Source organism: Desulfoferula mesophila (genome assembly GCF_037076455.1).
Taxonomy (GTDB): Bacteria; Desulfobacterota; Desulfarculia; order Desulfarculales; family Desulfarculaceae; genus Desulfoferula; species Desulfoferula mesophila.
Genome location: NZ_AP028679.1, coordinates 301,831 through 324,071, shown reverse-complemented (window position 1 = coordinate 324,071; position 22,241 = coordinate 301,831). Strand labels below are relative to the sequence as shown.

General features: G+C 65.1%; 19 protein-coding genes. 8 read left to right on the top strand and 11 right to left on the bottom strand.

The window, feature by feature from the left end; translation table 11 throughout:
* Positions 1-221 precede the first annotated feature (221 nt).
* The 3 genes from AACH32_RS01490 to AACH32_RS01480 are packed head-to-tail and all read left to right on the top strand — an operon-like array spanning position 222 to position 2,886.
* Entirely contained in the window at positions 222-1,115 is an 894-nt protein-coding gene (locus AACH32_RS01490; RefSeq protein ID WP_338604712.1) for a metal ABC transporter solute-binding protein, Zn/Mn family, read from the top strand.
* Between the two features lie 29 nt (positions 1,116-1,144).
* A complete protein-coding gene (locus tag AACH32_RS01485; RefSeq protein ID WP_338604709.1) occupies positions 1,145-2,107 on the top strand; it encodes a permease in 963 nt (320 codons plus the stop codon).
* Positions 2,098-2,886, top strand: coding sequence for a TIGR03943 family putative permease subunit (locus tag AACH32_RS01480; protein ID WP_338604707.1), 789 nt, complete (start codon positions 2,098-2,100; stop codon positions 2,884-2,886). Before AACH32_RS01485 ends, AACH32_RS01480 begins: the two co-directional genes overlap by 10 nt.
* 67 nt (positions 2,887-2,953) lie before the next feature.
* Here AACH32_RS01480 and AACH32_RS01475 read toward each other — a convergent pair whose 3' ends face one another.
* Complete coding sequence (locus AACH32_RS01475; RefSeq protein ID WP_338604704.1) at positions 2,954-3,685, bottom strand: putative nucleotide-diphospho-sugar transferase; 732 nt, start codon at positions 3,683-3,685, stop codon at positions 2,954-2,956.
* Between the two features lie 259 nt (positions 3,686-3,944).
* Between AACH32_RS01475 and AACH32_RS01470 the strand changes: the two genes are divergently transcribed.
* The gene (locus tag AACH32_RS01470; RefSeq protein WP_338604701.1) at positions 3,945-5,144 is read left to right on the top strand and encodes an MFS transporter; all 1,200 of its coding nucleotides are present in this window, start codon (positions 3,945-3,947) and stop codon (positions 5,142-5,144) included.
* Between the two features lie 73 nt (positions 5,145-5,217).
* Here the strand turns inward: AACH32_RS01470 and AACH32_RS01465 are convergent, their stop codons facing one another.
* From AACH32_RS01465 to AACH32_RS01455, 3 genes are all read right to left on the bottom strand, one after another.
* Positions 5,218-6,321: a TRAP transporter substrate-binding protein gene (locus AACH32_RS01465; RefSeq protein ID WP_338604700.1), complete on the bottom strand. Its 1,104-nt coding sequence runs from the start codon at positions 6,319-6,321 to the stop codon at positions 5,218-5,220.
* A gap of 160 nt (positions 6,322-6,481) precedes the next feature.
* Complete coding sequence (locus AACH32_RS01460) at positions 6,482-7,819, bottom strand: TRAP transporter large permease (protein ID WP_338604698.1); 1,338 nt, start codon at positions 7,817-7,819, stop codon at positions 6,482-6,484.
* Positions 7,819-8,349 (bottom strand): TRAP transporter small permease subunit, encoded by a 531-nt coding sequence (locus AACH32_RS01455; protein WP_338604696.1) that lies wholly within the window; start codon positions 8,347-8,349, stop codon positions 7,819-7,821. Before AACH32_RS01455 ends, AACH32_RS01460 begins: the two co-directional genes overlap by 1 nt.
* A gap of 297 nt (positions 8,350-8,646) precedes the next feature.
* Here AACH32_RS01455 and AACH32_RS01450 point away from each other — a divergent pair, with 297 nt between their 5' ends.
* Entirely contained in the window at positions 8,647-10,122 is a 1,476-nt protein-coding gene (locus AACH32_RS01450; RefSeq protein WP_338604693.1) for a lytic transglycosylase F, read from the top strand.
* 6 nt (positions 10,123-10,128) lie between these two features.
* On the opposite strand, the gene AACH32_RS01445 is transcribed toward AACH32_RS01450, so the two are convergent.
* The 5 genes from AACH32_RS01445 to AACH32_RS01425 all read right to left on the bottom strand — a co-directional run bounded on the left by AACH32_RS01445 (position 10,129) and on the right by AACH32_RS01425 (position 16,917).
* Complete coding sequence (locus AACH32_RS01445) at positions 10,129-11,112, bottom strand: 2-hydroxyacid dehydrogenase (protein ID WP_338604690.1); 984 nt, start codon at positions 11,110-11,112, stop codon at positions 10,129-10,131.
* A 354-nt stretch (positions 11,113-11,466) separates the two neighbouring features.
* The gene (locus AACH32_RS01440) at positions 11,467-13,893 is read right to left on the bottom strand and encodes a hydrogenase iron-sulfur subunit (protein ID WP_338604686.1); all 2,427 of its coding nucleotides are present in this window, start codon (positions 13,891-13,893) and stop codon (positions 11,467-11,469) included.
* Between the two features lie 18 nt (positions 13,894-13,911).
* The gene (locus AACH32_RS01435; protein ID WP_338604684.1) at positions 13,912-14,517 is read right to left on the bottom strand and encodes a 2Fe-2S iron-sulfur cluster-binding protein; all 606 of its coding nucleotides are present in this window, start codon (positions 14,515-14,517) and stop codon (positions 13,912-13,914) included.
* A 30-nt stretch (positions 14,518-14,547) separates the two neighbouring features.
* Complete coding sequence (gene nuoF / locus AACH32_RS01430; RefSeq protein ID WP_338604681.1) at positions 14,548-16,434, bottom strand: NADH-quinone oxidoreductase subunit NuoF; 1,887 nt, start codon at positions 16,432-16,434, stop codon at positions 14,548-14,550.
* A 12-nt stretch (positions 16,435-16,446) separates the two neighbouring features.
* Positions 16,447-16,917, bottom strand: a complete 471-nt coding sequence (locus AACH32_RS01425; protein WP_338604678.1) for an NAD(P)H-dependent oxidoreductase subunit E — start codon at positions 16,915-16,917, stop codon at positions 16,447-16,449.
* 360 nt (positions 16,918-17,277) lie between these two features.
* Between AACH32_RS01425 and AACH32_RS01420 the strand changes: the two genes are divergently transcribed.
* Positions 17,278-17,493: a hypothetical protein gene (locus AACH32_RS01420; protein WP_338604676.1), complete on the top strand. Its 216-nt coding sequence runs from the start codon at positions 17,278-17,280 to the stop codon at positions 17,491-17,493.
* A gap of 2 nt (positions 17,494-17,495) precedes the next feature.
* Positions 17,496-18,410 carry a PQQ-dependent sugar dehydrogenase gene (locus AACH32_RS01415; RefSeq protein ID WP_338604673.1) on the top strand — a complete coding sequence of 305 codons (915 nt, stop codon included), beginning with the start codon at positions 17,496-17,498 and terminating at the stop codon, positions 18,408-18,410.
* A gap of 5 nt (positions 18,411-18,415) precedes the next feature.
* On the opposite strand, the gene AACH32_RS01410 is transcribed toward AACH32_RS01415, so the two are convergent.
* Positions 18,416-20,149, bottom strand: a complete 1,734-nt coding sequence (locus tag AACH32_RS01410) for a sigma 54-interacting transcriptional regulator (protein WP_338604671.1) — start codon at positions 20,147-20,149, stop codon at positions 18,416-18,418.
* 80 nt (positions 20,150-20,229) lie between these two features.
* Positions 20,230-20,442, bottom strand: coding sequence for a hypothetical protein (locus AACH32_RS01405; RefSeq protein ID WP_338604668.1), 213 nt, complete (start codon positions 20,440-20,442; stop codon positions 20,230-20,232).
* 262 nt (positions 20,443-20,704) lie between these two features.
* Here AACH32_RS01405 and AACH32_RS01400 point away from each other — a divergent pair, with 262 nt between their 5' ends.
* Positions 20,705-22,015: a sigma-54 interaction domain-containing protein gene (locus AACH32_RS01400; protein ID WP_338604665.1), complete on the top strand. Its 1,311-nt coding sequence runs from the start codon at positions 20,705-20,707 to the stop codon at positions 22,013-22,015.
* Positions 22,016-22,241 lie beyond the last annotated feature (226 nt).

The following is a 22,241-nucleotide window of genomic DNA, read 5'->3' as shown; positions in this document are numbered from 1 at the left end:
CAGCGACAGAGGCGTGACCAGGCAATGGGAATTGTTGGGTTTCGCTTCGCTCTACCCAACCTACGCTAATCTGAGGTTAGGCAGGACAGGGGCAGAGTTCAGCGCCGCCTACCCCTCTCCCGCGCTCCCTCGAACGGTAAACGTCCACTCCTAGAGGAGGCATTCACACCAACGGCCTTTCTGGTATTATTATGTAATACTACTCATTGCGGGAGACACCCATGCGGCTCATATCGCGCTTTCTGATGATCGCGGCCCTTCTGACCCTCACCGCCTCTTGGGCCCCGGCCGCCCAGCCCTACATCGTGGGGGTGTCCATCCCCCCCCAGGCCTGGCTGGTGAAGCAGGTGGGCGGCGAATACGTGAAGCCCCTGGTGCTCCTGCCCCCCGGCGCCAGCCCGGCCACCTACGATCCCGGTCCCCGCAAGCTGGCCGAGCTTGGCCAGGCCAAGCTCTACCTGGCCATAGGCGTGCCCTTCGAGCAGGTGCTTTTGCCTCGCCTGCGGGCCCAGTTGCCCGGCTTGCCGGTGGTGCCCATGCAGGCGGGCATAAAGCTGCGCCGCCTGGAGGGCCACCACCACGAGGAGGGTAAGGGCCACAAGGAGCCCCTGCCGGGTCACGAGGCCGGGGCGCCCGATCCCCACGTGTGGCTGGGCCCGCGCCAGATGCAAACTATGGCCCGCAACACCGCCCGGGCCCTGGCCAAGATCGACCCGGCCCACGCCGCCGGGTACCAGGCCAATCTCAAGAAGGTGCTGGCCGAGCTCGAGGCCCTGGACGCCGAGCTGGCCCGCACCCTGGCTCCCCTCAAGGGCCGCACCGTGCTGGTCTATCACCCGGCCTACGGCTACCTGCTCAGCGCCTACGGCCTGAAGCAAGAAGCGGTGGAGCTGGAGGGCAAGCAGCCGGGCCCCCGCCGCCTGGCCGAGCTGATCGACCAGGCCAAGGCCGAGCACATCAAGGTGATCTTCGTGCAGCCCCAGTTCAACCCGGCCAGCGCGGCCACCGTGGCATCGGCCATCGGCGGGGTGGTGGTAAGTCTGAACCCCTTGGCCTATGATTACCTGAACAATATGCGCTCCCTGGCCGCCAAGCTGGCCCAGGACCTGCGTTGACCATTCCCTTAGGGGGGCCGGGCCCCAACATGACTGAACCAGCCCAGCTCGATCTTTTCTTCTCCCTGGTCCTGGCCCTGTTCTGGGAGGCGGCGCCCTTTTTGCTCCTGGGCTCGCTGGTGGGAGCGGTGGTGGAGTGCTACGTCAGCCGGGAGTTCCTGGCCCGCCACCTGCCCCAGGGCCAGGTCGGCGCGGTGCTCCTGGGCCTGGGCGCGGGCATGATCCTGCCCACCTGCGAGTGCGGGGTGGTGCCGGTGGTGCGCCGCCTGCTGGACAAGGGAGTCACCCCCACCACCGCGATGACCTACATGCTGGCCGCCCCGGTGATCAACCCGGTGGTGCTCATCTCCACCTACGTGGCCTTCCAGGGACGGCTGTCCATGGTCCTGGGCCGGGTGGCGGTGGTGGCCATCACCGCCGCCGTGGTGGGCTTTTACTTCAGCCGCCGTTCCCTGAGCGAAATCGTGCGCCCCGCCGCGCCCCTGCCGGGCTCGGCCCAAATCCAGCCCCTGGGCCTGATGCTCCCCGGCGAGGCGGCCCATCCGGCGGGCTGCGCCTGCGGCTGCGGCCACGACCACACCGGCGGCGAGAAAAGTATCAAACACCTGCTGGTACGCACCGCCGAAGAATTCATGCACATGTCCATGTACCTGCTGGCCGGGGCCCTGGCCGCCGGGGCCAGCAAGGCCTTCTTGCCGGTGTCGGTGCTCACCGCGCTGCAGGACAACCTGGTGGTGGCCGTTTTGGCGCTGATGGCCCTGGCGGTGCTTTTGTCGGTGTGCTCCGAGGCCGACGCCTTTGTGGCCGCCTCCTTCCTGGGCTTCCCCGGCGCGGCCCAACTGGCCTTCATCGCCTTGGGGCCCATGCTGGACCTCAAGCTGTTGGCCATGTTCGGGGGGGCCTTCCGCAGGCGGGTGGTGCTGGTGTTGGCGGTGGTTCCCACGGTCATGGTCTTCGCGCTGTCCATCGTCTGGGGGTGGCTGTGGTGGTAGTTCGCCCCAACCGCCTGTTCGCCTCCCTGGAGGCCCTCATCCTGGCCGGACTGGGGCTGTTCATGCTCACCCTGTCCTTCAGCCAGGACTACTGGATGCTCCTGAACCCCAAGTTCCGCTGGCTCACCGGCGGGGCCGGGGGGCTGCTGACCCTGTGCGGCCTGGTGGCCGCCCTGGCCACGGGCCGCCGCTCCGGGCCGCTCAAGACCCTGGTGCTGGCCGCCCTGCTCGTGGTGTGCCTGGCCTGGGACCAGGGGGCCTTTTCCCAGCCCGGCGTGTCCCCCGGAGCCGCGCCCTTCACCCGCAGCCAACAAGAGCGCATCGCCTCGCGGGTGAGCCGGGGCGGCCACGAGTACGTGAAGATAAACTTGGCCGAGTTGTTCGTGGTGGCCGAGGAGGGCGACCAGGCCAAGCTGGACCAGCGCTACGTGCTCCGGGCCCAGGTGGTCGATACTCCCAACCTCAAGAGCCAGGGCCGCTTCGCCCTGGTGCGCCTAAGCGTGTATTGCTGCCTGGCCGACGCGGTGTGGGTGGGCTTTTTGGCCGCGCCCGCCGACGGCGTCTTTCCGCCCATGGGCTCCTGGGTATCGGTATACGGCCGCCTGGAGCCCCGCCCCAATGCGCCGCAAAAGAGCGAGGCCCAGTTGGACAGCCGCACCAACCGGGTGAGCGCCATCAACCAGCGCTACTATTTCCAGGCCGACAAGGTGGTGCCCCTGGAGCCGCCCGCCGTGCCCTACATGTTCGAGATCAGGCAACAGGAGCCCTACGCCTATTAGGCGGCCGGCCGCAGCCCGGCGCGGCAAGGCATGTTCAGGGCGGAGCCTCCGGAAAAAACGGGGCGTTTCACTCGCCGTGCAGCCTTAAGAACAGCCGAATCCCCAGCCGCCGCGCGCGAGACCGGGCCGTGTCGCTCCAGAGTTCGTGCCTCTGCCTGACCAACTCCATCTGCTCGATCTTCAACTCCAGGCTGGTCTTGTTGCCTTCCGGGGCCGTGCAGTTGGCGTGGTGCAACAAGATGTGGGGGAAGTTTTCCGAGTTCAGGTGGATGTTGCGGTTGCTCCAAGCCCAGATTTCATCGGGGAAAGTAGACCAATTGAGGGAGGTCCGGGTCGGCAGCAGCAGGTTGACCAGCTGTTGTTCGTTCACGAACTCGTCCTCTTCCAGGCTTTGGGCCAGGCGGCGCTCCACCTCGGACCACAAATCCTTCACCTGCGGCGTCGGCCGCATGGCGATGAAGCCCGTGTTCACCTCGGGGCCGGACGCCTGCTCCTTTTGGAAGACGATGTCATGGCGGGCCAGTTTTTCTTGCACCACGGAGTCGCATGGCCCGAAGAACTGTATGTCGATGTCGCTCAGCAGAAAGGCGCCCTGCGGGTCTTCGCTGCTCAGGATTTCGTTGACCAGCCGGGAAACCTTCTCGTGGATGATCCGCTTGAAGGACTGGGTGGCGAAATCAGCCGCCGCCTTGGTCTTTAGCTCGTGGTAGACGACGTTCCATTCATCGCACAAGGACGGTCGGAAAAACCGCTGATAGAGCACGTTTTGCCCTTGGTTGCCGAACACGTGGATGTTCAATGATCAGATCCCATGAGCAGAGGAGCCTCCAGCCTTCTTGCCACCTATTCTAACCTAGCGCATTTTTTGCCCGAATAATATGCCTCGATCCGGGGCCGGGCAATCGTTTGGCCCCTCGGCATGGTCCGGACAACCATGGCCAAAAGCTGCTTCCCGCCTCCCGATCCGCCGCCGCGTCCACCCCCTTGCCTCCGGTTTCACCAAACGGTAAGGTGGGCCCTGCCGGTTAGGTTTTGGCAACCCCCTGAGCGAGGCGCGCGTGAACCCTGAAGAAAAACGGCTGTTGGCGGTAACCTGTTTCGGCCACTTCCTGTCCCACTACAACATGCTGGTGTTCCCCTCGGTGACGGTGCCCCTGGCGGCCATGCTGGGCCTGCCCCTGGGCGCGGTGCTGCCGCTGAGTCTCTACCAATACCTGCTGTTCGGGGTCAGCGCCCTGCCCTGGGGCCTGGCCTGCGACCGCTTCGGGGCCAAGCCCCTGCTGGTGCTGTTCTTCCTGGGGGCCGCCCTCAGCGGCCTGGCCGCCGCCCTGGTCATCACCGACCCATTTCTGCTCACCCTGGCCCTGGCCGGGGTGGGCCTGTTCTCGGGCTGCTACCACCCCGCCGGGCTGGGCCTGGTGGCTAGGGGGATCAACCGCCTGGCCAAGGGCATGGCCTACAACGGCATCTTCGGCAACCTGGGCCTGGGCGCGGCGCCCTTGTTCACCGGGGTGGCGGTGTGGCTGTGGGGGCCTCGGGCCGCCTTCGTGGTGTTGGCGGCGCTCAACTTCCTGGGATTCGTGTCCATGGCCTTGCTTAGGGTGGACGAGCCTCCCCGGGCCCAGGGGCATCAGGCCCGCAGCGCCCAAGGGCTGGTGGGGCCCTTCCTCATCCTGCTGTGCGCCATGATGCTGGGCGGCTTCACCTACCGGGGCATGACCGTGACCCTGCCCGCCTATCTGGAGCTGCGCGGCGACGAGTTGTTGGCCTGGTTCCAGGCGGTGGGCGGGGCCGGGATATCCGGCAACCTCATGGCCACCATCATCACCAGCGGCATCTTCACGGTGGGGGCCTTCGGCCAGTTGGCCGGTGGTTGGCTGGGCGAGCGGGTGGACCCCCGCTGGGGCTACTTCACCTTCCACGCCATAAGCTGGCCCGCGGTGCTGTTGATGGTCTGGGCCTTCAACCTGCCCCTGGCCCTGCTGGCCTTGGTCTACGCCTTTTTCCTCATCGGCATGCAGCCCATGGAAAACATCCTGGTCAGCCGCCTGAGCCCGCCCGCCTTTCAGCACACGGCCTATGGGGTCAAGTTCGTCCTCACCTTCGGCATCGGGGCCCTGGCCGTGGAGCTGGCCGGACTGGTGCAGGAGGCCTGGGGGCTCAGCGCGGTATACCTGGGCATCGCCGCCTTCACCGCCCTGGTGCTGTTGGCCATCGTGGCCCTCATCGGGGTTACCGCCAAGATGAAGCCGGCCTGAGCCCCGCTCCAGGCCGCAAAAAACCGGGGGCCCCGTGTGGAGCCCCCGGCGGTATTCGAGGTCGGGCCGGTCGTTAGCCCTTGAGGCTGAACTTCTCGGCGATGACGTCGTAGTAGGCCTTCTCGGAGACCTCGCCCCAGACGCCCACCTGTTTCTGGAACTTCTTGAAGGCCGCGTGGACCTTGCCCGCCTGCTTGTCCTTGGCCGCGATCTCGTCCAAGGTCTCGTAGGCCAGCTTTCTGAGCTGGGCCATCACGTCGGCGGGGAAGCGCACCAGGTTCACATGGTGCTGGGTGATCAGCTTCTCCAGGGCCGCGCCGTTGTCGGCGTTGAAGCCCGAGAGCATCCAGTTGTAGGTCTCGGCGCAGGCCATATCCAGCATGACCTGGTACTCCTTGGGCAGCGCGTCGTAGGCCTTCTTGTTGAAGAAGTTCTCCAGCACGGTTCCCGGCTCATGCCAACCGGGATAGTAGTAGTACTTGGCCACTTTGTAGAAGCCCATGATGTAGTCGTGCAAGGGGCCCACCCACTCGGTGGCGTCGATGACCCCGCGCTCCAGGTTGGTGAAGATCTCGCCGCCCGGGGTCAGCACCACGGTGCCGCCGGCCTTGGCCAGCACCTTGCCGCCCAGTCCGGGGATGCGCATCTTCAGGCCCTTGAAGTCGTTGATGGACTCGATCTTTTTGTTGAACCAGCCGCCCATCTGCACGCCGGTGTTGCCCGCCGGACGGGGCACCAGGTTGAAGGGGGCGTAGGTCTCTTCCCACAGCTTCAGGCCGTCGCCGCCCCAGAACCAGGCGGCCATGCCCACCGCGTTGAGGCCGAAGGGCACCGCCGCGAACCACTGGGCCGCCGGGGACTTGCCCGCCCAGTAGTAGGCCGCGCCGCTGCCGGCCTGCACCGTGCCGTTGCTCACCGCCTCGAAAGAGCCGAAGGCGGGTACCAGCTCGCCGGCCGCGTAGACCTTGATGTCGAACTCACCGCCCGACATCTCCTTGACCCGTTTGGCCAAGCGCTCCGCCCCGGTCTGCAGATAAGGCAGCTTGGGCGGCCAGGTGGTGACCATTTTCCATTTGATTTTTTTCTTGGCCAAGACCGCCGGGGCCGATACCGCCGTGGCCGCCGCGGCCACCGCCGCTCCGGCACCGGCTTTTTTCAAGAAGTCGCGTCTTTTCATGCGCTCTCCTCCTAAGAGTTTAGATAGACGTACTTCCGCGCTGGGCGCGGTTGATCCGCTTGCTGGGAGGGCGCACACCCCAAGTTACGCCCCCGCTCAAAGTGTTCATAATGTGTAATACAAAAAGCCCGTCCGGCACAACCCCGGATTGCTGAACAACCTAGTTGCTATAGACGACCCGGGGCAGCCAAGTGGACAACTCCTGCCAATACGCCACGATGAACAGGCCTATGAGTTGCAAGGCCACAAAGGGAATGATGCCCCGGTATATGTGGCCGGTTCTCACTTCCGGCGGGGTCACCCCTTTCAAATAGAACAGTGAGAAACCAAAGGGCGGCGTCATGAAAGAGGTCTGCAGGTTCACCGCCAGCAGCACGCAAATCCACAAAGGGTCGAAGTTGAACTCCTCGATCAGGATGGGCACCAGGACCGGCACGTGGATAAAGGTGATCTCGATGAAGTCCAGCACGAAACCCACCAAAAAGATCACCGCCATGACGATGACCAGCACCATCTGATGGCTGTACATGTGGGCCACGTGAGTCAGGAAATTGCGCACCAGGTCGTCGCCGTTGAGCTCGCGGAAGGTAAGGCCGAAGGCCGCCGCGCCCACCAGGATGATGAACACCATGCAGGTTAGCTTGGTGGTGGCGTCCATGACCTCGCGCAGCACCGTGATGTTGAACTTCTTGTTCCAGATGGCCAAGAGCACCGCGCCCACGCTGCCCACCGCCGCCGCCTCGGTGGGCGAGGCCACCCCGGCGAAGATGGAACCCAGCACCGCCACGATCAAAAACAGGGGCGGGAACAGGGCCTTGGCCACCCGCATGAAGAACTGGGTGCGGCTCAGGCCGTCCATCTCTTCGTCCCGGGGAATGGGCGGGGCGATGTCCTTCCTGATCATGGTGATCACGATGATGTAGATGATGTACAGGGCCACCAGAATCAGGCCGGGGAAGATGGCGGCCATGAACAGGTCGCCCACCGGCACCTGCACGATGGTGCCCAAAAGCACCAACACGATAGAGGGCGGGATGATCTGGCCCAGGGTGCCCGAGGCGGCCACCGTGCCGCAGGCCAGTTCTTTCTGGTAGTTGCGCCGAAGCATGGTGGGCACGGCCAACAGGCCCATGGTCACCACCGTGGCCCCCACGATGCCCGTGGAAGCGCCCAACAGGGCCCCCACCACCACCACCGAGATGGCCAGGCCGCCGCGCATGCGCCCGAACAGGCGGCCCATGGTGTCCAATAACTCCTCGGCCAGGCCCGAGCGCTCCAGGGTGACCCCCATGAAAATGAACAGGGGCACCGCGATGAGCACCACGTTGTTCATCACTCCCCAGATGCGCATGGGCAGCAGGTTGAAGAAGTCGAACCCCGAGCCGATGAGGCCGAAGCAAAGGGCGGTGCCCATGAGGGTGAAGGTGACCGGGAAGCCCGCCATCAACCAGATGGTCAAGGCCAGGAACATCCAGCCCGCCATGTACTCCTCAAACATCAGGCGGCCTCCCTATTGGTCTCTTGGCGGCCGGTGATGACCAGGAAGCTGTTGATGAAAAGGCTGATGCCCTGCAACCACACCAGGACGAAACCCAAGGGGATCATGCTCTTGAGGATGAAGCGCAGGGGGATGCCGCCGGGGTCCGGCGACCCCTCCATGATGGCAAAGGAGTTTTCCACGAAACCCCAGGAGGTGTAGATGATGAGGAAGCAGCCGGGGAAGAGGAACAGCAGGCAGCCCAGGAAGTTGATCCAGGCCTGGGCCTTGGGCCCCAGCTTTTGGTAGATGATGTCCACCCGCACGTGTCCGTCGTGCAGTAGGGTGTAGCCCGCGCCCATCAGGAAGATGAAGGCGAACAGGTGCCACTCCAATTCCTGGGTGAACACGAAGCTGATCTGGAACACGTAGCGCATAACCACGTCGGCGAAGACCACCAGCACCAGCAGGGCGGTGATCCAGGAGACAAAGCGGCCTACCGCCTGGTTAATCCTGTCTATGCCGTTAGCCAACCTTTTTAGGGTATTCATGCACGCTCTCCGGATGACAGGCAAACAGCCACCTAATAAATCTCCCAAGACTTCGGTTGGAGGTGCGGACGGCTACAATGTAATCGTTATCATTTGTAACCCATATTACAGCCAGCAGACAAGGGAACTTTTGCACCACCGCCGCGGCGCCGATATTGCGGCCGCCCCGTGGTTGGACAATTGTGACGCTTTGATGATACATACGGTGAGGTATGAGGCGAACGGGCTAGGGAGCCTTATGCTCAATAGAGGATTTCCGCGGACCCACCAGCTGGAGAAGGCAACTTGGGAAAACTTTTGAAAAGATCCATAGCCTGCCTCTCGGGCATGCTCATCGCCCTCGCTTGCCTGCCGTGGTGCCCCCCGGCGCACGCCAATACGGATGAAGCCCTATCCGAGGAATTCATCCAGCAGATAAAACGACCCCGGACCGGCGACCTGCCCAGCATGATAAAGGAGCGGGCCATCCGCGCCCTGGTGGCCTACAACAAAACCAACTATTTTCTGGACGGGGGCCGGGAGCGCGGGGTCACCTACGAAGCCCTCCAGATGTACCAAGATGAGCTCAACAAGGAGCTGGCCAAGAGGGGCAAGAGGCAGAAGCATCTCAGGGTTCACGTAATCATCATCCCCGTGGCCAGGGACAAGTTGATTCCTTACCTGATCCAGGGCAAGGGAGACATCGCCGCCGCCAACCTGACCATCACCTCCTACCGGCGCAAGGAGGTGGAATTTTGCGCCCCCTTCGCCGACAACGTGAAGGAGGTGGTGGTGACCGGCCCCGGCGCCCCGGCCCTCAAGAGCCTGGACGACCTGTCCGGCCGGGCGGTGTATGTGCGCAAGTCCAGCAGCTATTACGGGAGCCTGATCAAGCTCAACGCCGCTCTGAAGAAAAAGAAGCTCAAACCGGTAAAAATCGAGTTTGCCGACGAAAACCTGGAGACCGAGGACATCCTGGAAATGGCCAACGCCGGCCTGGTGCCCATCACCATCGCCGACAGCCACCTGGCCGATTTTTGGGCCAAGATATTCAAGAAAATCCAGGTGCACCACCAACTGGCCGTGCGCACCGGCGGCCGCATCGCCTGGGCGGTGCGCAAAAACAGCCCCAAGCTGGTGAAATCCATCAACGCCTTTGTGAAGACCCACAAGCAAGGCACCCTGATGGGCAACATCTTGACCAAGCGCTACTACCAGGACACCAAGTGGGCCCGGGAGGCCCTGAACGAAGAGAACATCCAGCGTTTCAACCGCACCACCAAGTTTTTCCAGAAATACGCCTCCCAGTACGGCTTCGACTGGTTGATGCTCACCGCCCTGGCTTTTCAGGAATCCGGCCTGGACAACGAGAAGGTGAGCCACGTGGGCGCGGTGGGGGTGATGCAGATAATGCCCAAGACCGCCGCCAATCCGCCGGTATCCATCGCTCAATACAAGAAGCTGGAGAACAACATCCACGCGGGCACCAAGTACCTTCGCTGGATCTTCGACCGCTACTTCAAGGACGACCCCAAGATGGACCAGCTGAACAAGGTGCTGTTCACCTTTGCCTCCTACAACGCAGGTCCGGGCAAGGTGGCCAATCTGCGCCAACGGGCGGCCAAGATGGAGCTGGACCCCAACGTCTGGTTCCATAACGTGGAGGTGGTCGCGGCCAAGGTCATCGGGCGCGAAACCGTGCAGTACGTGGGCAACATCTACAAGTACTACGTGGCCTACCTCCAGGCCGACAAGCAACGGCAGGAGCGTTTCGAGGCGATGAAAAAGAAGTAGAGCCCCTCAGCCCAGGACCTCCGGGTTGAGGCAGTCGGGCGGCCTCTGGCCGCGCAAGAGCAGGGCGACGAGATTGTCCGCCGCCTTTTTGCCCATGGCCACCCTGGTCTCCACGGTGGCGCTGCCCACGTGGGGCAGGAGCACCACGTTGTCCAGACTCACCAGCCCCGGATGCACCCGGGGCTCGTTCTCATACACGTCCAGGCCCGCCCCGCCCAGGCGGCCGGAGGCCAGGGCCCGGGCCAGGGCCGCCTCGTCCACCACCTCGCCCCGGGCGGTGTTGATCAAAAAGGCGCCGGGTTTCATCAGGGCCAGTTCGGCCGCGCCCAGCAAATGGCGGGTCTCGGGGGTGAGCGGCACGTGCAGGCTCAGAAAATCGGCCCGGGCCAGCACCTCGGCCAGGGGCAGGCACCGGGCCCCGCTTTCGGGGTCCACCCCGCCCGCCGGGCAAGCCCCATGGGGGGCGTAGATCAGCTCCATGTCGAATCCCGCCGCACGCCTGGCCACCGCCCGGCCCACCCGGCCCAGGCCGACCAGCCCCAGGGTCTTGTGGTGCACGTCCGCGCCCAGCATGAACTGGGGGCTCCAGCCGGGAAAGCCGCCGGTGCGGCAGAGACGGTCGCCCTCGGGCACCCGCCGGGCCACGGCCAGGATCAGGGCCATGGCCAAATCGGCGGTGGTGTCGGTGAGCACCCCGGGGGTGTTGCTTACCGCCACTCCCCGCGCCGTGGCCGCGTCCAGGTCGATGTTGTTGTAGCCCACCGCGTAGTTGGCCACGATTTTTAGCCCCGGCCCGGCGGCGTCCAGGGCCTCGCCGTCGATGCGCTCGGTGAGTAGAGGCAGGATGCCCTCCATGCCCCTGGCGGCGGCCAGGAACTCCTCGCGGGTAAAGGCCCGCTCGCGGGGGTTGACGCTCAGCTGGAAATTCTCCCGCAGAAATTCCATGACCGGCTCGGGCAGGCCGCGGGTTACCAGTACTTTGGGTTTCATGGCATGTATCCGTCCAGATCGTTTGTTTCATCCGTGACGACCGGCTGCGCCAGCCACCGGCATACGGTGTTGCTGGCTGCGCTCGGACCTCGACGTAGCATTGGCTACGCCTGCGGTCCTCGCTCGCCAGACGCCTTGTTTGCCGGCGGCTGGCTGTGCCGGACTTCAAACCGCGTCGCATTTCCTATTACAGGGTAACTCTCTTTTTATAAACGGCTGCATAAACCACAATGATTTTTCCTTTAACGGCCGACCTCTTCGAATTATACGAAATAAAGCGTCCAGCCCAAACTCGAGGCACCAAAAAGGGCGGCGGCCCCGGAGGACCGCCGCCCTGGTGTGGGTTGCTTGGCTCTAGCGCATGACGTAGTGGGCCACGCCGTCCTTGTGCATGCGGCCGACGACCCCCTCGCCCACCATCTCGCGCAGGCTTTCCATGAGGGGCTTCTCGTCCGTGTGCAGGGCGGCGGCCAGCTCGCGCAGTTGGAAGGGCCGCGCCTGCTCCTTGAGCAGGTTGGCCACCCGCGCCTTGATGAACTCCTCGCTGACCACGCCCATCATGTCGCGGTCAAAGGCCAGGGCGTTGCGCTGGTTGCCGGGATAGACATCTTCCCAGGGGCGCCGCAGGGTGGCGCCCAGCACCCAGCGGACCCGGGGGCTGTTCACCGTGGCGTAGAGCCCGGCCAGCTTCTCCTGGTTTTCCGGGGTGCGCTCGATGGGCCCCAGCTCGGCCATGGCCGCGATGAAGCTGTTAACGGTCTGGATGTACTCCTCGGGCCGGTTCAGGTCGGCATGGGCCAAGGCGATGCGCCGGCGGTCGAAGCCGCACAGGGACAACAGCTTCTTCATCAGGTTGACCCGGCTCCAGGTGTGGTCCAGGCCGAAGGAGTGGTGGCAGTCCTCGGGGGGGCAGCCGATGAGTAGCAGGCTGTTGGCGCCCTCCAGGAAGGCGCGGGCCAACACCGATGGATCCAACTGGCCGATGCAGCTTACCCGGAGCATGTACAGACGCGGATCGTAGGTCATGCCCTTGACCCCGGCGTTGTCGGCCGCGGCCAGACCGCCCCAGGCGCAGCCGAAGGCCACCACCTCGTCGGGGGCCAGGGCGTTGGCCAGGGTGCTGACCCTGGCTTCGCGCTGGGTGGTGGTGTTGTTCTGAATGGTCAGGGCGTGGTAGGGGCAAGCCGCCGCGCAGGTGCCGCCGCCGGTGCAGACCATGGGGTCCACATGGCGGGGGATGTTGCCGCCGGGGCCTTCCACCGGCTCGATGCCTCCGCAGTCGCAGATTTCCTTGCACAGGCCGCAACCGATGCACTTGCTCTGGTCCACCACGCAGACCATGCGCGGGGCGAAAAGCTCGCCCGCCTCGGCCTTGGCCACGATCTCGGCGGTCTTGGTGGCCGCCCGGCGGCCCTGGCGCAGGGACTCGTGCAGGTCGCAGGGGTAGCGGGCGCTGCCCGCCAGATAGGCCTCGTCGCGTCCCACCTGCTCCGGGCGCACCCGCTGCTTGGGCTCCTCCAAGAAGGTGCCCTCCTCGTGTTCCAGGCCCAGGATATGGGCCACCTTGGTGGCCTCGTGGCCCACGCTGCGCCGGGGGCTGAGGATCAGCTTGTCCCAAGCCATCTCCTGCTCCAGGTGGCTAACGGGGTCGCAGTAGGTGACGAAGCCCGCCTGCACCGTGGGCCTAAGCGCGCCGTCGTAGGGCAGCCAGGCGATGCCCAGCTTGCGGCTGGCCGCCCGCTCGCCGGCGGACAGGGGCACGGACATCTGATGGTTGTAGAGGATGGTCACCTCGGTGAGCGGCGAGCTCTCGCGCATGTAGCGGGCCATGGACCAGGCCGCCCGGCTGGAGAGGTAGGAATACTCGGGGTGGCCGGCCTCGTAGTCGTTGAGCCAGAACAGCACCTTGCCCTCGGGGGCGCCCAGGGTCCAGAGCATCTCCTCGGCCTCGGTGTGGCAGATCACGTTGCGGCCGTCATGGCCGAAGTTGCTGCCCTGGTTGAGCATCTGTCCGTCCAGCGCGGCGATGATGGCCCCCACCTCGTACACCCGGGGCGGACCGCCCATGGGGTCGCTGAAGGTGACGTGATAGTCGCCGGTGCGCCCGGTCATGGAGGTAAGCTCGCCCACGGTGATGCGGCGCACCAGGGGGCTGGAGTCCACCTCCCGCATGATCGCCTCCAGGCGGTCGTAGTAGTGGCGCTCGCCGGGGTAGTGCTCGTGCAGCATGCGGATCTCGTCTTCCCACTCGTCGGTGGCCACCGCGGCGATGCACTCGATGCCCCGGCGCGACAGCTCCTGGGCCGCGCTGTAGGTGGCGATGCCTCCGCCCAGGATCATCACCGGGCCGTTGAACTCCACCTTTTCCAGGGGCGAGGGGGCCAGGGCCTCCAGGCCCGCGGCCACGGCCTTGATGAGCTTGAAGCCCTTGACCGCCTTCTCCTCGGGGCTCAGATCGCTGACCTGGGCCACGTGGCCCCTGAGGTTGACGATGTCGATCTGGCCCGCCTCCAGGCCGCTGCCCTCCAGCTCGTGCTCGAACTTGCTGAGCATCACCCGGGCCTCGCAGCCGGCCACCACCACCCGGTCCAGGCCGTGCTCGGCCACGGCCGCCTTGATGTCGGCCATGCCCGGAGCCAGGCAGGAGAAGGGCTCCACGCCCACGTAGCTGATCAGGGGGTCGCCTTCCAGCTGCTTCTTCAGCGTATCCAACTCCACCAGGGGGGCGATGCGGCGGCCGCACTCGCAGAGGAAGACGCCTATCTTGCTTTGGTTAGCCATGTCTATCCTCCTTCACTATCACTTGACCGACCGGGCCATGACCACGGAGGGAACCCCGCGCACCCGTTCGAAGCGAGCCCTCATGGCTCCGGTGGGGCACACGGTCACGCAGGTGCCGCAGGCCACGCAGGCATCGCCTGGAACCAGGTAGGGGGAACCGATTTCCTTTTGCGCGCCGCGTCCCACGGTGCTGATGGCGTTGGCCCCCACCACCTGGGCGCAGGCCCGCACGCACAGCCCGCAGAGAATGCACTCCTGCTCCGGGTCATTGATCTCGAAGCGAGTGGTCTCCACCCCGTACTGGGCGGCCATTTCCTTTATTTCTTGGCTGGCCGGACACTCGGACATGAGCATCTCCAGAATCCAGCGGCGTACGTTGTTCACCTTCTCGCTGGCGGTGTGCACCTCCAGGCCCTCTTCGGCCGGATACACGCAGGAGGCCACCAGGCGCGAGGCGTTGCCCTGCCTGAGCTCCACCACGCACAGCCGGCAGGCCCCGAAGGGCTCCACGGCCTCGTGGTAGCACAGGGTGGGTATTTCGATGCCGTATTGGCGCGCCGTGTCCAGTAGCGTCCAACCGGCCTCGGCTTCGACTTTCTTTCCGTCTATGGTCAAACTCAACATTATGCAGACTCCCAAATATGGGCTAAAGGCCTATTGGACTTGGACCGCGCCGAACTTGCAGGACTCCAGGCACATGCCGCAGCGGATGCACAAGCTCTCGTCGATGGTGTGCGGCTTTTTCTTCTCGCCGCTGACCGCGTTCTGGGGGCAGGCCCGGAAGCAGGCGTGGCAGCCGGTGCAGGCCTCGGGGTCGATGCTGTAGGTGATAAGGTCCTTGCAAACGCCGGCCGGGCAGCGGTGCTCCAGGATGTGGGCCTCGTACTCGTCGCGGAAGTAGCGCAGGGTGCTGAGCACCGCGTTGGGCGCCGTGCCGCCCAGGGCGCACAGGGAGCCGGCCTTGATGGCCTCGGCCATGCTGTAGAGGTCGTCGATGTCCTCGATCGTGCCCTCGCCCTTGGAGAAGCGATTGAGGGTCTCGCGCAGGCGGGGCACCCCCAGGCGGCAGGGGAAGCACTTGCCGCAGGATTCCTCCTCCAAAAAGCCCAGGAAGTACTTGGCCACGTCCACCATGCAGTCGCGGTCGTCCATGACGATCATGCCGCCGGAGCCCATCATGGAGCCCGCGGCGATAAGCGAGTCGAAGTCCACCGGCAACTCGGCGTCTTCCCAGGGCAGGCAGCCGCCGGAGGGGCCGCCGGTCTGCACCGCCTTGAAGCGGTCGGAGCCGGGCACCCCGCCGCCGATGGTCATGACGATATCCTTCAGCTTGATGCCCATGGGCACTTCCACCAGGCCCACGTTGTTGACCTTGCCCACCAGGGCGAAGACCTTGGTGCCCTTGGACTTCTCGGTGCCCAGGGAAGCGAACCAATCCGCGCCCCGGTCCAGGATGCGGCTGACGTTGGCCCAGGTCTCCACGTTGTTGAGCACGGAGGGCTTGCCGAACAGGCCCTTGTCGGAGGGATAGGGAGGCCGGGGCACCGGCTCGCCCACCTTGCCCTCCACCGAGCGCATGAGGGCGGTTTCCTCGCCGCAGACAAAGGCGCCCGCGCCGCGGTTGATGCGGATGTCGAAGTTGAAGCCGCTGCCCAGGATGTTCTCGCCCAGCAGGCCGAGGGCCCGGGCGTCGGCCAGCGCCTTTTCCAGGTGCTTGATGGCCAGGGGGTATTCGGCGCGCACGTACACGTAACCGGTGTCGGCCCCGATGGCGTAGCCGCCGATGATCATGCCTTCCACCACCGCGTGGGGGTCGCCCTCCATCACGGAGCGGTCCATGAAGGCCCCGGGGTCGCCTTCGTCGGCGTTGCACAGCACGTACTTTTGCCCGCCCTGGTGCTTGGCGGCCAGGTTCCACTTGACGCCGGTGGGGAAGCCCGCGCCGCCCCGGCCCCTCAGGCCGGATTTGATCACCTCGTCGATGACCTGTTGGGGCTCCATGGTGGTCAAGGCCTTGGCCGCGCCGGCGTAGGCCCCGGCCCGGATGGCGTCGTCGATCTTGGTGGGGTCGATCTGGCCGATGTTCTTGAGCACCACCCGCTCTTGGCCCGCGTAGAAGGGGATATCCTCGGTGGTCTCCACGGCCTCGCCGCTCTGGGGCAGCTTGTAGAGCAGACGCTCCACCGTTTCACCCTTGACGATCGTCTGCTGCACGATCTCCTCGGCGTCGGCGGGCTTTACCTGCTGATAGAAGATGTTCTTGGGCTTTATGATGACCAGGGGGCCGCGGGAGCAGAAGCCGTGGCAGCCGGTGGTCTTGATGCCGGGCATCACCTCCACCTGCTCGCCGGCGGCGGCCAGGGCGTCCTTGAGGGCCTGGGTCACGCCGGGGCTGCCGTTGGCCACGCAGCCGGTGCCGTGGCAGACGATGATCCTGGTCTGGTCGGGGTCTTCGGCCGCCCGCAGCTCGCCGCGCAACTTCTCCAACTCCTCCAGGGAGCCCAGCCTCAGCTCAGTGGTGTCCTTTGCCGTAGCTTGCATGCCATCCACTCCTTACTCGTCGCCGAGCTTTTGCACGGTCTTCATCAGCTTGGGCGAGGTCACCTTGGGCTGGTATTCGCCGTTCACCACCGCCACCGGGGCCAGGGCGCAGGCGCCCAGACAGTTGACCGTCTCCACGGTGTACTTGAGGTCCTCGGTGGTGCCGGGGCCGTCCAGGCCCAGCTTGCGCATCAGGTTCTCGGCGATGAGCCCGCTGCCCTTGAGGTGGCAGGCGGTACCCAGGCACACGTGGACGATGTTTTCGCCCTTGGGCTCCAGGCTGAAGGAATTATAAAAAGTGGCCACCGCGTAGGCCTGGGACTCCGGCACCCCGGTATGGTCGCAGACCAGGGTGAGGGCCTCGGGCGAGATGTAGTTGAAGGCGGCCTGGATATCCTGCAACAGGAAGATCAGGTATTCCGGTTTGCCGGGGTAGCGCTCTATGATTTCGTCGATATCGATGTCTATCGCTGTTTGAGCCACGATTTCCTCCTCATTAACTGAAACGCGGTCATGCCGCGGAGCTTTCCTTGGCCTTTTGAAAAGCAATAGTCGGGCCATAACGGTCAATAGGCTGAATTGACTGCGCTTTCGCCAAATATTCCTCCACAGGGCCGGACCGGGGAAACAAAAAATTGTTTCAACCCGCCGGGAACGGGCGTGTTCCGGCGGGGTTCACACCGCTTATCATAGCGATATAGCACATAAATAAACCATTTGAAACGATTTAATGAAACATATGAAACATTGCGAAACGTTTCAGCCCCGGACCGGGCCGTTTTTTCGTCGGGCCGGTCGCCTGTGCCATAATGTTTGATTAGGACGCCGGCAAGGAGGACAACTTTGCGTGGACGCGGAAAATGGCTGTTTTTGCTGCTGTTGGTTCCCCTCGGGCTGGTAGCGGGCTGGTTCATGGGCCTGGCTCCCGTGCCCCCCGCCCCCACCTGGGGCGAGGGCCTGCCCCTGGAGCAGATCAAGCTGCCCCCCGGCTTCGCCATAAGCCTGCACGCCAGGGTGCCCGGGCGCGCTCCCTGGCGCTGGGCCCCAAGGGCACGCTGATCGTGGGCACTCGCGGGGACAAGGTGTTCGCGGTGCGCGAAGGCGGGCTGGGCCGGGCGGGTGAGGTGCTCACCCTGGCCCAGGGCCTGCGCCAGCCCAACGGGGTGGCCCTCAGGGACGGCGACCTGTACGTCGCGGCGGTGGACAAGGTGTACAACCTACCGAAAATTGAGGACAACCTGGACGCGCCCCCGGCCCCGGTGCTGATTACCGACCAATTGCCAGGCGACTCCCACCACGGCTGGCGCTACGCCGCCTTCGGTCCCGACGGCCTGCTCTACATCGCGGTGGGGGCTCCCTGCAACGTGTGCGAGGCCCCGGACCCCTTTTCCAGCATCATCCGCATGGATGACCAGGGCGGCTACGAGGTGTTCGCCCGGGGCATCCGCAACTCGGTGGGCCTGGACTGGCGGCCCGGCAGCGGGGTGCTGTGGTTCACCAACAACGACCGCGATTGGATGGGCGACGACGAGCCCCCGGACAGCCTGCACCGGGCCCCCCGGCCGGGGCTGGATTTCGGCTTCCCCTATTGCCACGCCGGGGTGCCCGACCCGGAGCTGAACCAGGATCGGGGTTGCGCCCGCTTCGCCCCGGCCGCTCGCAAGCTGCCCGCCCACGTGGCCGCTCTGGGCATGCGCTTTTACACCGGCGAGATGTTCCCGCCGGCCTTTCGGGGGGCCGTGTTCATCGCCGAGCACGGCTCCTGGAACCGCAGCAAGCCCATCGGCTACAGGGTGAGTCTGGTGCGTCTGGAAGGCGATAAGGCGGTGGATTACCAGCCCTTTGCCACGGGATGGCTGGGGGGGGCCAGCGCCTGGGGCCGCCCGGTGGACGTGCTGGTGGACCGCACCGGCGCCCTGTTGGTCAGCGACGACCGGGCCGGGGCAATCTACCGCATTACTTACGAGAAACCTTAGGCGGGCTAGCTCAGGCCCAGCTCCTTCATGCGCCGCCACAGGGAGGTGCGGCTCATGCCCAACAGCTCGGCCGCCTTTTGGCGGCGGCCGCCGCTCTGCTCCAGGGCCTCCAGGATGGCCCGGCGCTCGTCGTCCCTGGGGCCCTCCGCCGCCTCCGCCGGGGCCTGGCCGCCAGCCGCCGCCGCGCCCCGCTCGTGCCAGAACTCGCTGAGCGCCGGAAGATAGGCGGGCAGGATCACGGGGCCTTTCACGAAGACGTAGGCGTGCTCCATGACCCGCTCCAGCTCGCGCACGTTGCCCGGCCAGTCGTAGTTCATGAACATGCGCATCACCTTGGGGTCCACGGAGCGCACCTGCTTGGCGTAGCGCTGGTTGAGCTGCTTGATGAAATGGCCCACCAGCATGGGGATGTCGTCCTTGCGCTGCCTCAGGGGCGGCAGGGTCAGGGGCACGGTGCGCAGGCGGTAGAAGAGATCCTCCCGAAAGACGCCCTGGGCCATGGCCTCGGCCAGGTCGCGGTTGGTGGCCGCGATGATGCGCGCGTCCATGGGGATGAGCCGGGTGCCGCCCACCCGCTCGAAGACCCGCTGCTCCAAGACCCTGAGCAGCTTGACCTGCAGCTCCGGCTTGAGCTCGCCGATCTCGTCCAGGAAGATGGTGCCGCCCTTGGCCAGCTCGAAGCGCCCCACCTTGGAGCGCACCGCCCCGGTGAAGGCCGCCTTTTCGTGGCCGAACAGCTCGCTCTCCAGCAGGCTCTCGGCCAGGGCCGAGCAGTTCACGGCCACGAAGGGGCCCTCGCGCCGGGCGGAGTGGTGGTGCAGGGCCCGGGCGAACAGCTCCTTGCCGGTGCCGCTCTCGCCCTGCAAGAGCACGTTGGCCCCGCTCACCGCCACGTCGGGCAGCATGTTGAACAGCCGCCGCATGGGCTCGCTGGCCCCCACGATGTCGCTGAAGCTGGAGCCCGTCTCGGGCAGCAGGTTCCTGTCCAGCCCGGCCAGGGGCCTAAAGCTCTCCACCGCGCCCACCACCGAGCCCGCCCGGTCGCGCACCACGCTGGTGTTTACCAAGACCCCCAGGCGCTTGCCCCCCTTGCCCAGCATGCGCACGTCCTGGTCCATGCGGGTCACCCCGGTCTCCAAGGTGGTGCGCAGGGGGCAGCCCGCGCCGCACAGGTCGGAGCGGAAGATGTCCCAGCAATAGCGGCCCAAAACCTCGGAGCTGCGGTAGCCGGTTATCTCCTCGGCCTTCTGGTTGAAGGAGGTGATGCGCCAGCGGGTGTTGATGGTGAAGATCCCCTCGGCCAGGTTATCCACCAGCGACTGGTAGCCCAGCCGCGGCATGCGGGGCAGGGACTCCCCCGGCTCCAGGCGGCCGCTGCTCAGGGGGGCGAAGTCCAGGTCGCGCAGGTTGATCATGGCCCCCACCACCTGGCGGCCGGGGCCGAAGAGGGGATTGATGGAGTATTCACAGGTGAACTCCTGCCCGGCGGCGTCGCGGGCCTGGGCCTGGATCTGGTGGGACGGTTCGCCTCGGCCCAGGGCCGCGTCCAGGGCGCTCTGGGCCAGGGCCAGGTCCGGGCCCTCTAAAAAGCCCGACAGTCCCAGCACCTCGCCCACGGCCATCTCACCGGCCATGAGCTGCAGGGCGGCGCGGTTGGCCCCCATTATGCGGTGGGCGCCGTCCACGGCCACCACCGCCTCGCCGCTCATAACCTGGAATTCTGGTTCACCGGAGGGCATGCCTTCTCCTGCGCACTGCACCAGGACAGACTACACCAATAGGCGTTTTAATCAAGGATAATGGTAGGAAAGACGGCCGGCTAAACCTTCTGGCCCAGGATGCGCTCCACCTCGCTGTCCTCCAAAAAGGAAGAAATGTTCCAGCAGATGGCCCGCAGTTCCTTGTCCCGGTGGCCTGGGGTCAACAGGCCTCTCGCCTGATGCAACCCCCGGCCCTGGACCAGGTTGGCCAGTTCCTTCAAGCGGCCCAGGGTGGACGAATCGCCCTCCTGGGCTTTTTGGTACGCTCTCACCAGAGCGTTGACCCTGGCCACCGAACACCGCTTGCAAGTACGATCTGGCGTCACGTGCGCTCCTCGCTTGCCGTAAAGAGTGCTACGCCTGCTATTTCGACCGGATTACTGTAGCTCAACGGTTGCGCCAGAGGCAAGTACTCAAGTAGGGTATAGCAATTTTCTTGACAGCCCGCCCGGGGCTGGGTAAGGAAACATCTTGTCATCATTAAAAATTAACTAATTTACCGATCGTTGAAGAACACCGGCTCGCGAGAGGCGCATGCTACCCACCCGGCTTAACCTGATCCTGGAATCCATCTCCCTGGGGGTTTTGGCCATGGACCGCCACGGCCGGGTGACCTATTTCAACCGCGCCGCGGAGCAGATCACCGGGGTGAGCCGGGAGCAGGCCCTGGGCCGCCTGTGCGGCGAGGTGCTCCAGTCCACCCTGTGCGACGAGTATTGCCCGGTGCTCAGGGCCATGGAAAACGGCGAGGAGCAGGAGGGGCTGGAGGCGGTGTTCATCCGCCAGCGCGGCCGCTCGGTGGTGCCGGTCCGGGTGTGCGCCGCGCCGCTTTTCAATGAGGACGGGGACGTCGTGGGCGGGGTGGAGACCCTGCAGAGCCTGCACCTGGGCGGCCAACTGGCCCACCAGGAGCAGGAGGGACGCCGCTGGGAGGACTTCATCGGCGAGAGCCCCGGAGTGCGGCGCATCTTCGACACCCTCAAGGTGGCCGCGCCCAGCAAGGTGACCGTGCTCTTTGAGGGCAACACCGGCACGGGCAAGGACCTCCTGGCCCAGCTCGTCCACTACAACAGCCCCCGGGCCTCCAAGCCGCTCATCAAGGTCAACTGCGCGGCCCTGCCGGAAAACCTCTTGGAAAGCGAGCTGTTCGGCTATGCCAAGGGGGCCTTTACCGGGGCCGAGCGCGACAAGCCGGGCCGTTTCCAGCTGGCCGACGGGGGCAGCCTGTTCCTGGACGAGATCAGCGAGCTGCCCCTGGCCCTGCAGGCCAAGCTGCTTCGGGTGTTAGAGGAGCAGGAGTTCTTCCCCCTGGGGGCCCGCGCGGTCACCAAGGTGGACGTGCGCATCCTGGCCGCCAGCAACAAGCCCCTGCACCGCCAGGTGGAAAAGGGCCTGTTCCGCGAGGACCTCTATTATCGCCTCAACGTGATCAAAGTCACCGTGCCCCCGCTCAGGGAGCGCCGCGAGGACGTCCCCCTGTTCATCCGCAAATTCATCCAGCGCAAAAACGTGGAGAACGGCACCTACATCTGCCGCTTTTCGCCCGAGGCCCTCAACGTGCTGCTCAACCACGACTATCCGGGCAACGTGCGCGAGCTGGAGAACATCTTGGAGCACGCCTGCCTGTTGTGCCGGGGCGACGTGATCAAGCTGCACCATCTGCCCAAGGATCTGGATCGGGAGGCCGCCTGCCTGGCACCCGAAGAGACCCACCGGGAAAAAGATGAGCTGTTTCAGCTTCTTGAGCGCCACAACTGGAACCAGACCCAGGCCGCGGCGGAGCTGGGCATCAACCGCACCACCCTGTGGCGGCGCATGAAGCGCCTGGACATCGCCAAGCCCTGAGCCGAGCGTTGCATAGCCGCAACGATACTGTTGCAGCAGGCGCAACACCATTATAAGCCGACAATTGGGGCCGCAAGCCGGACCACGAGCCGAAACGTTGCGCCACTGTTGCGCCGCGGCGCAACACCTCAAAACCCCCCCAAAACAACTTAGTGATTTAACCCACGCATATTATTGATATATAATTTTTGGGCCGTTTGGCGCGAGTTGTGCTTCACCACAGTGA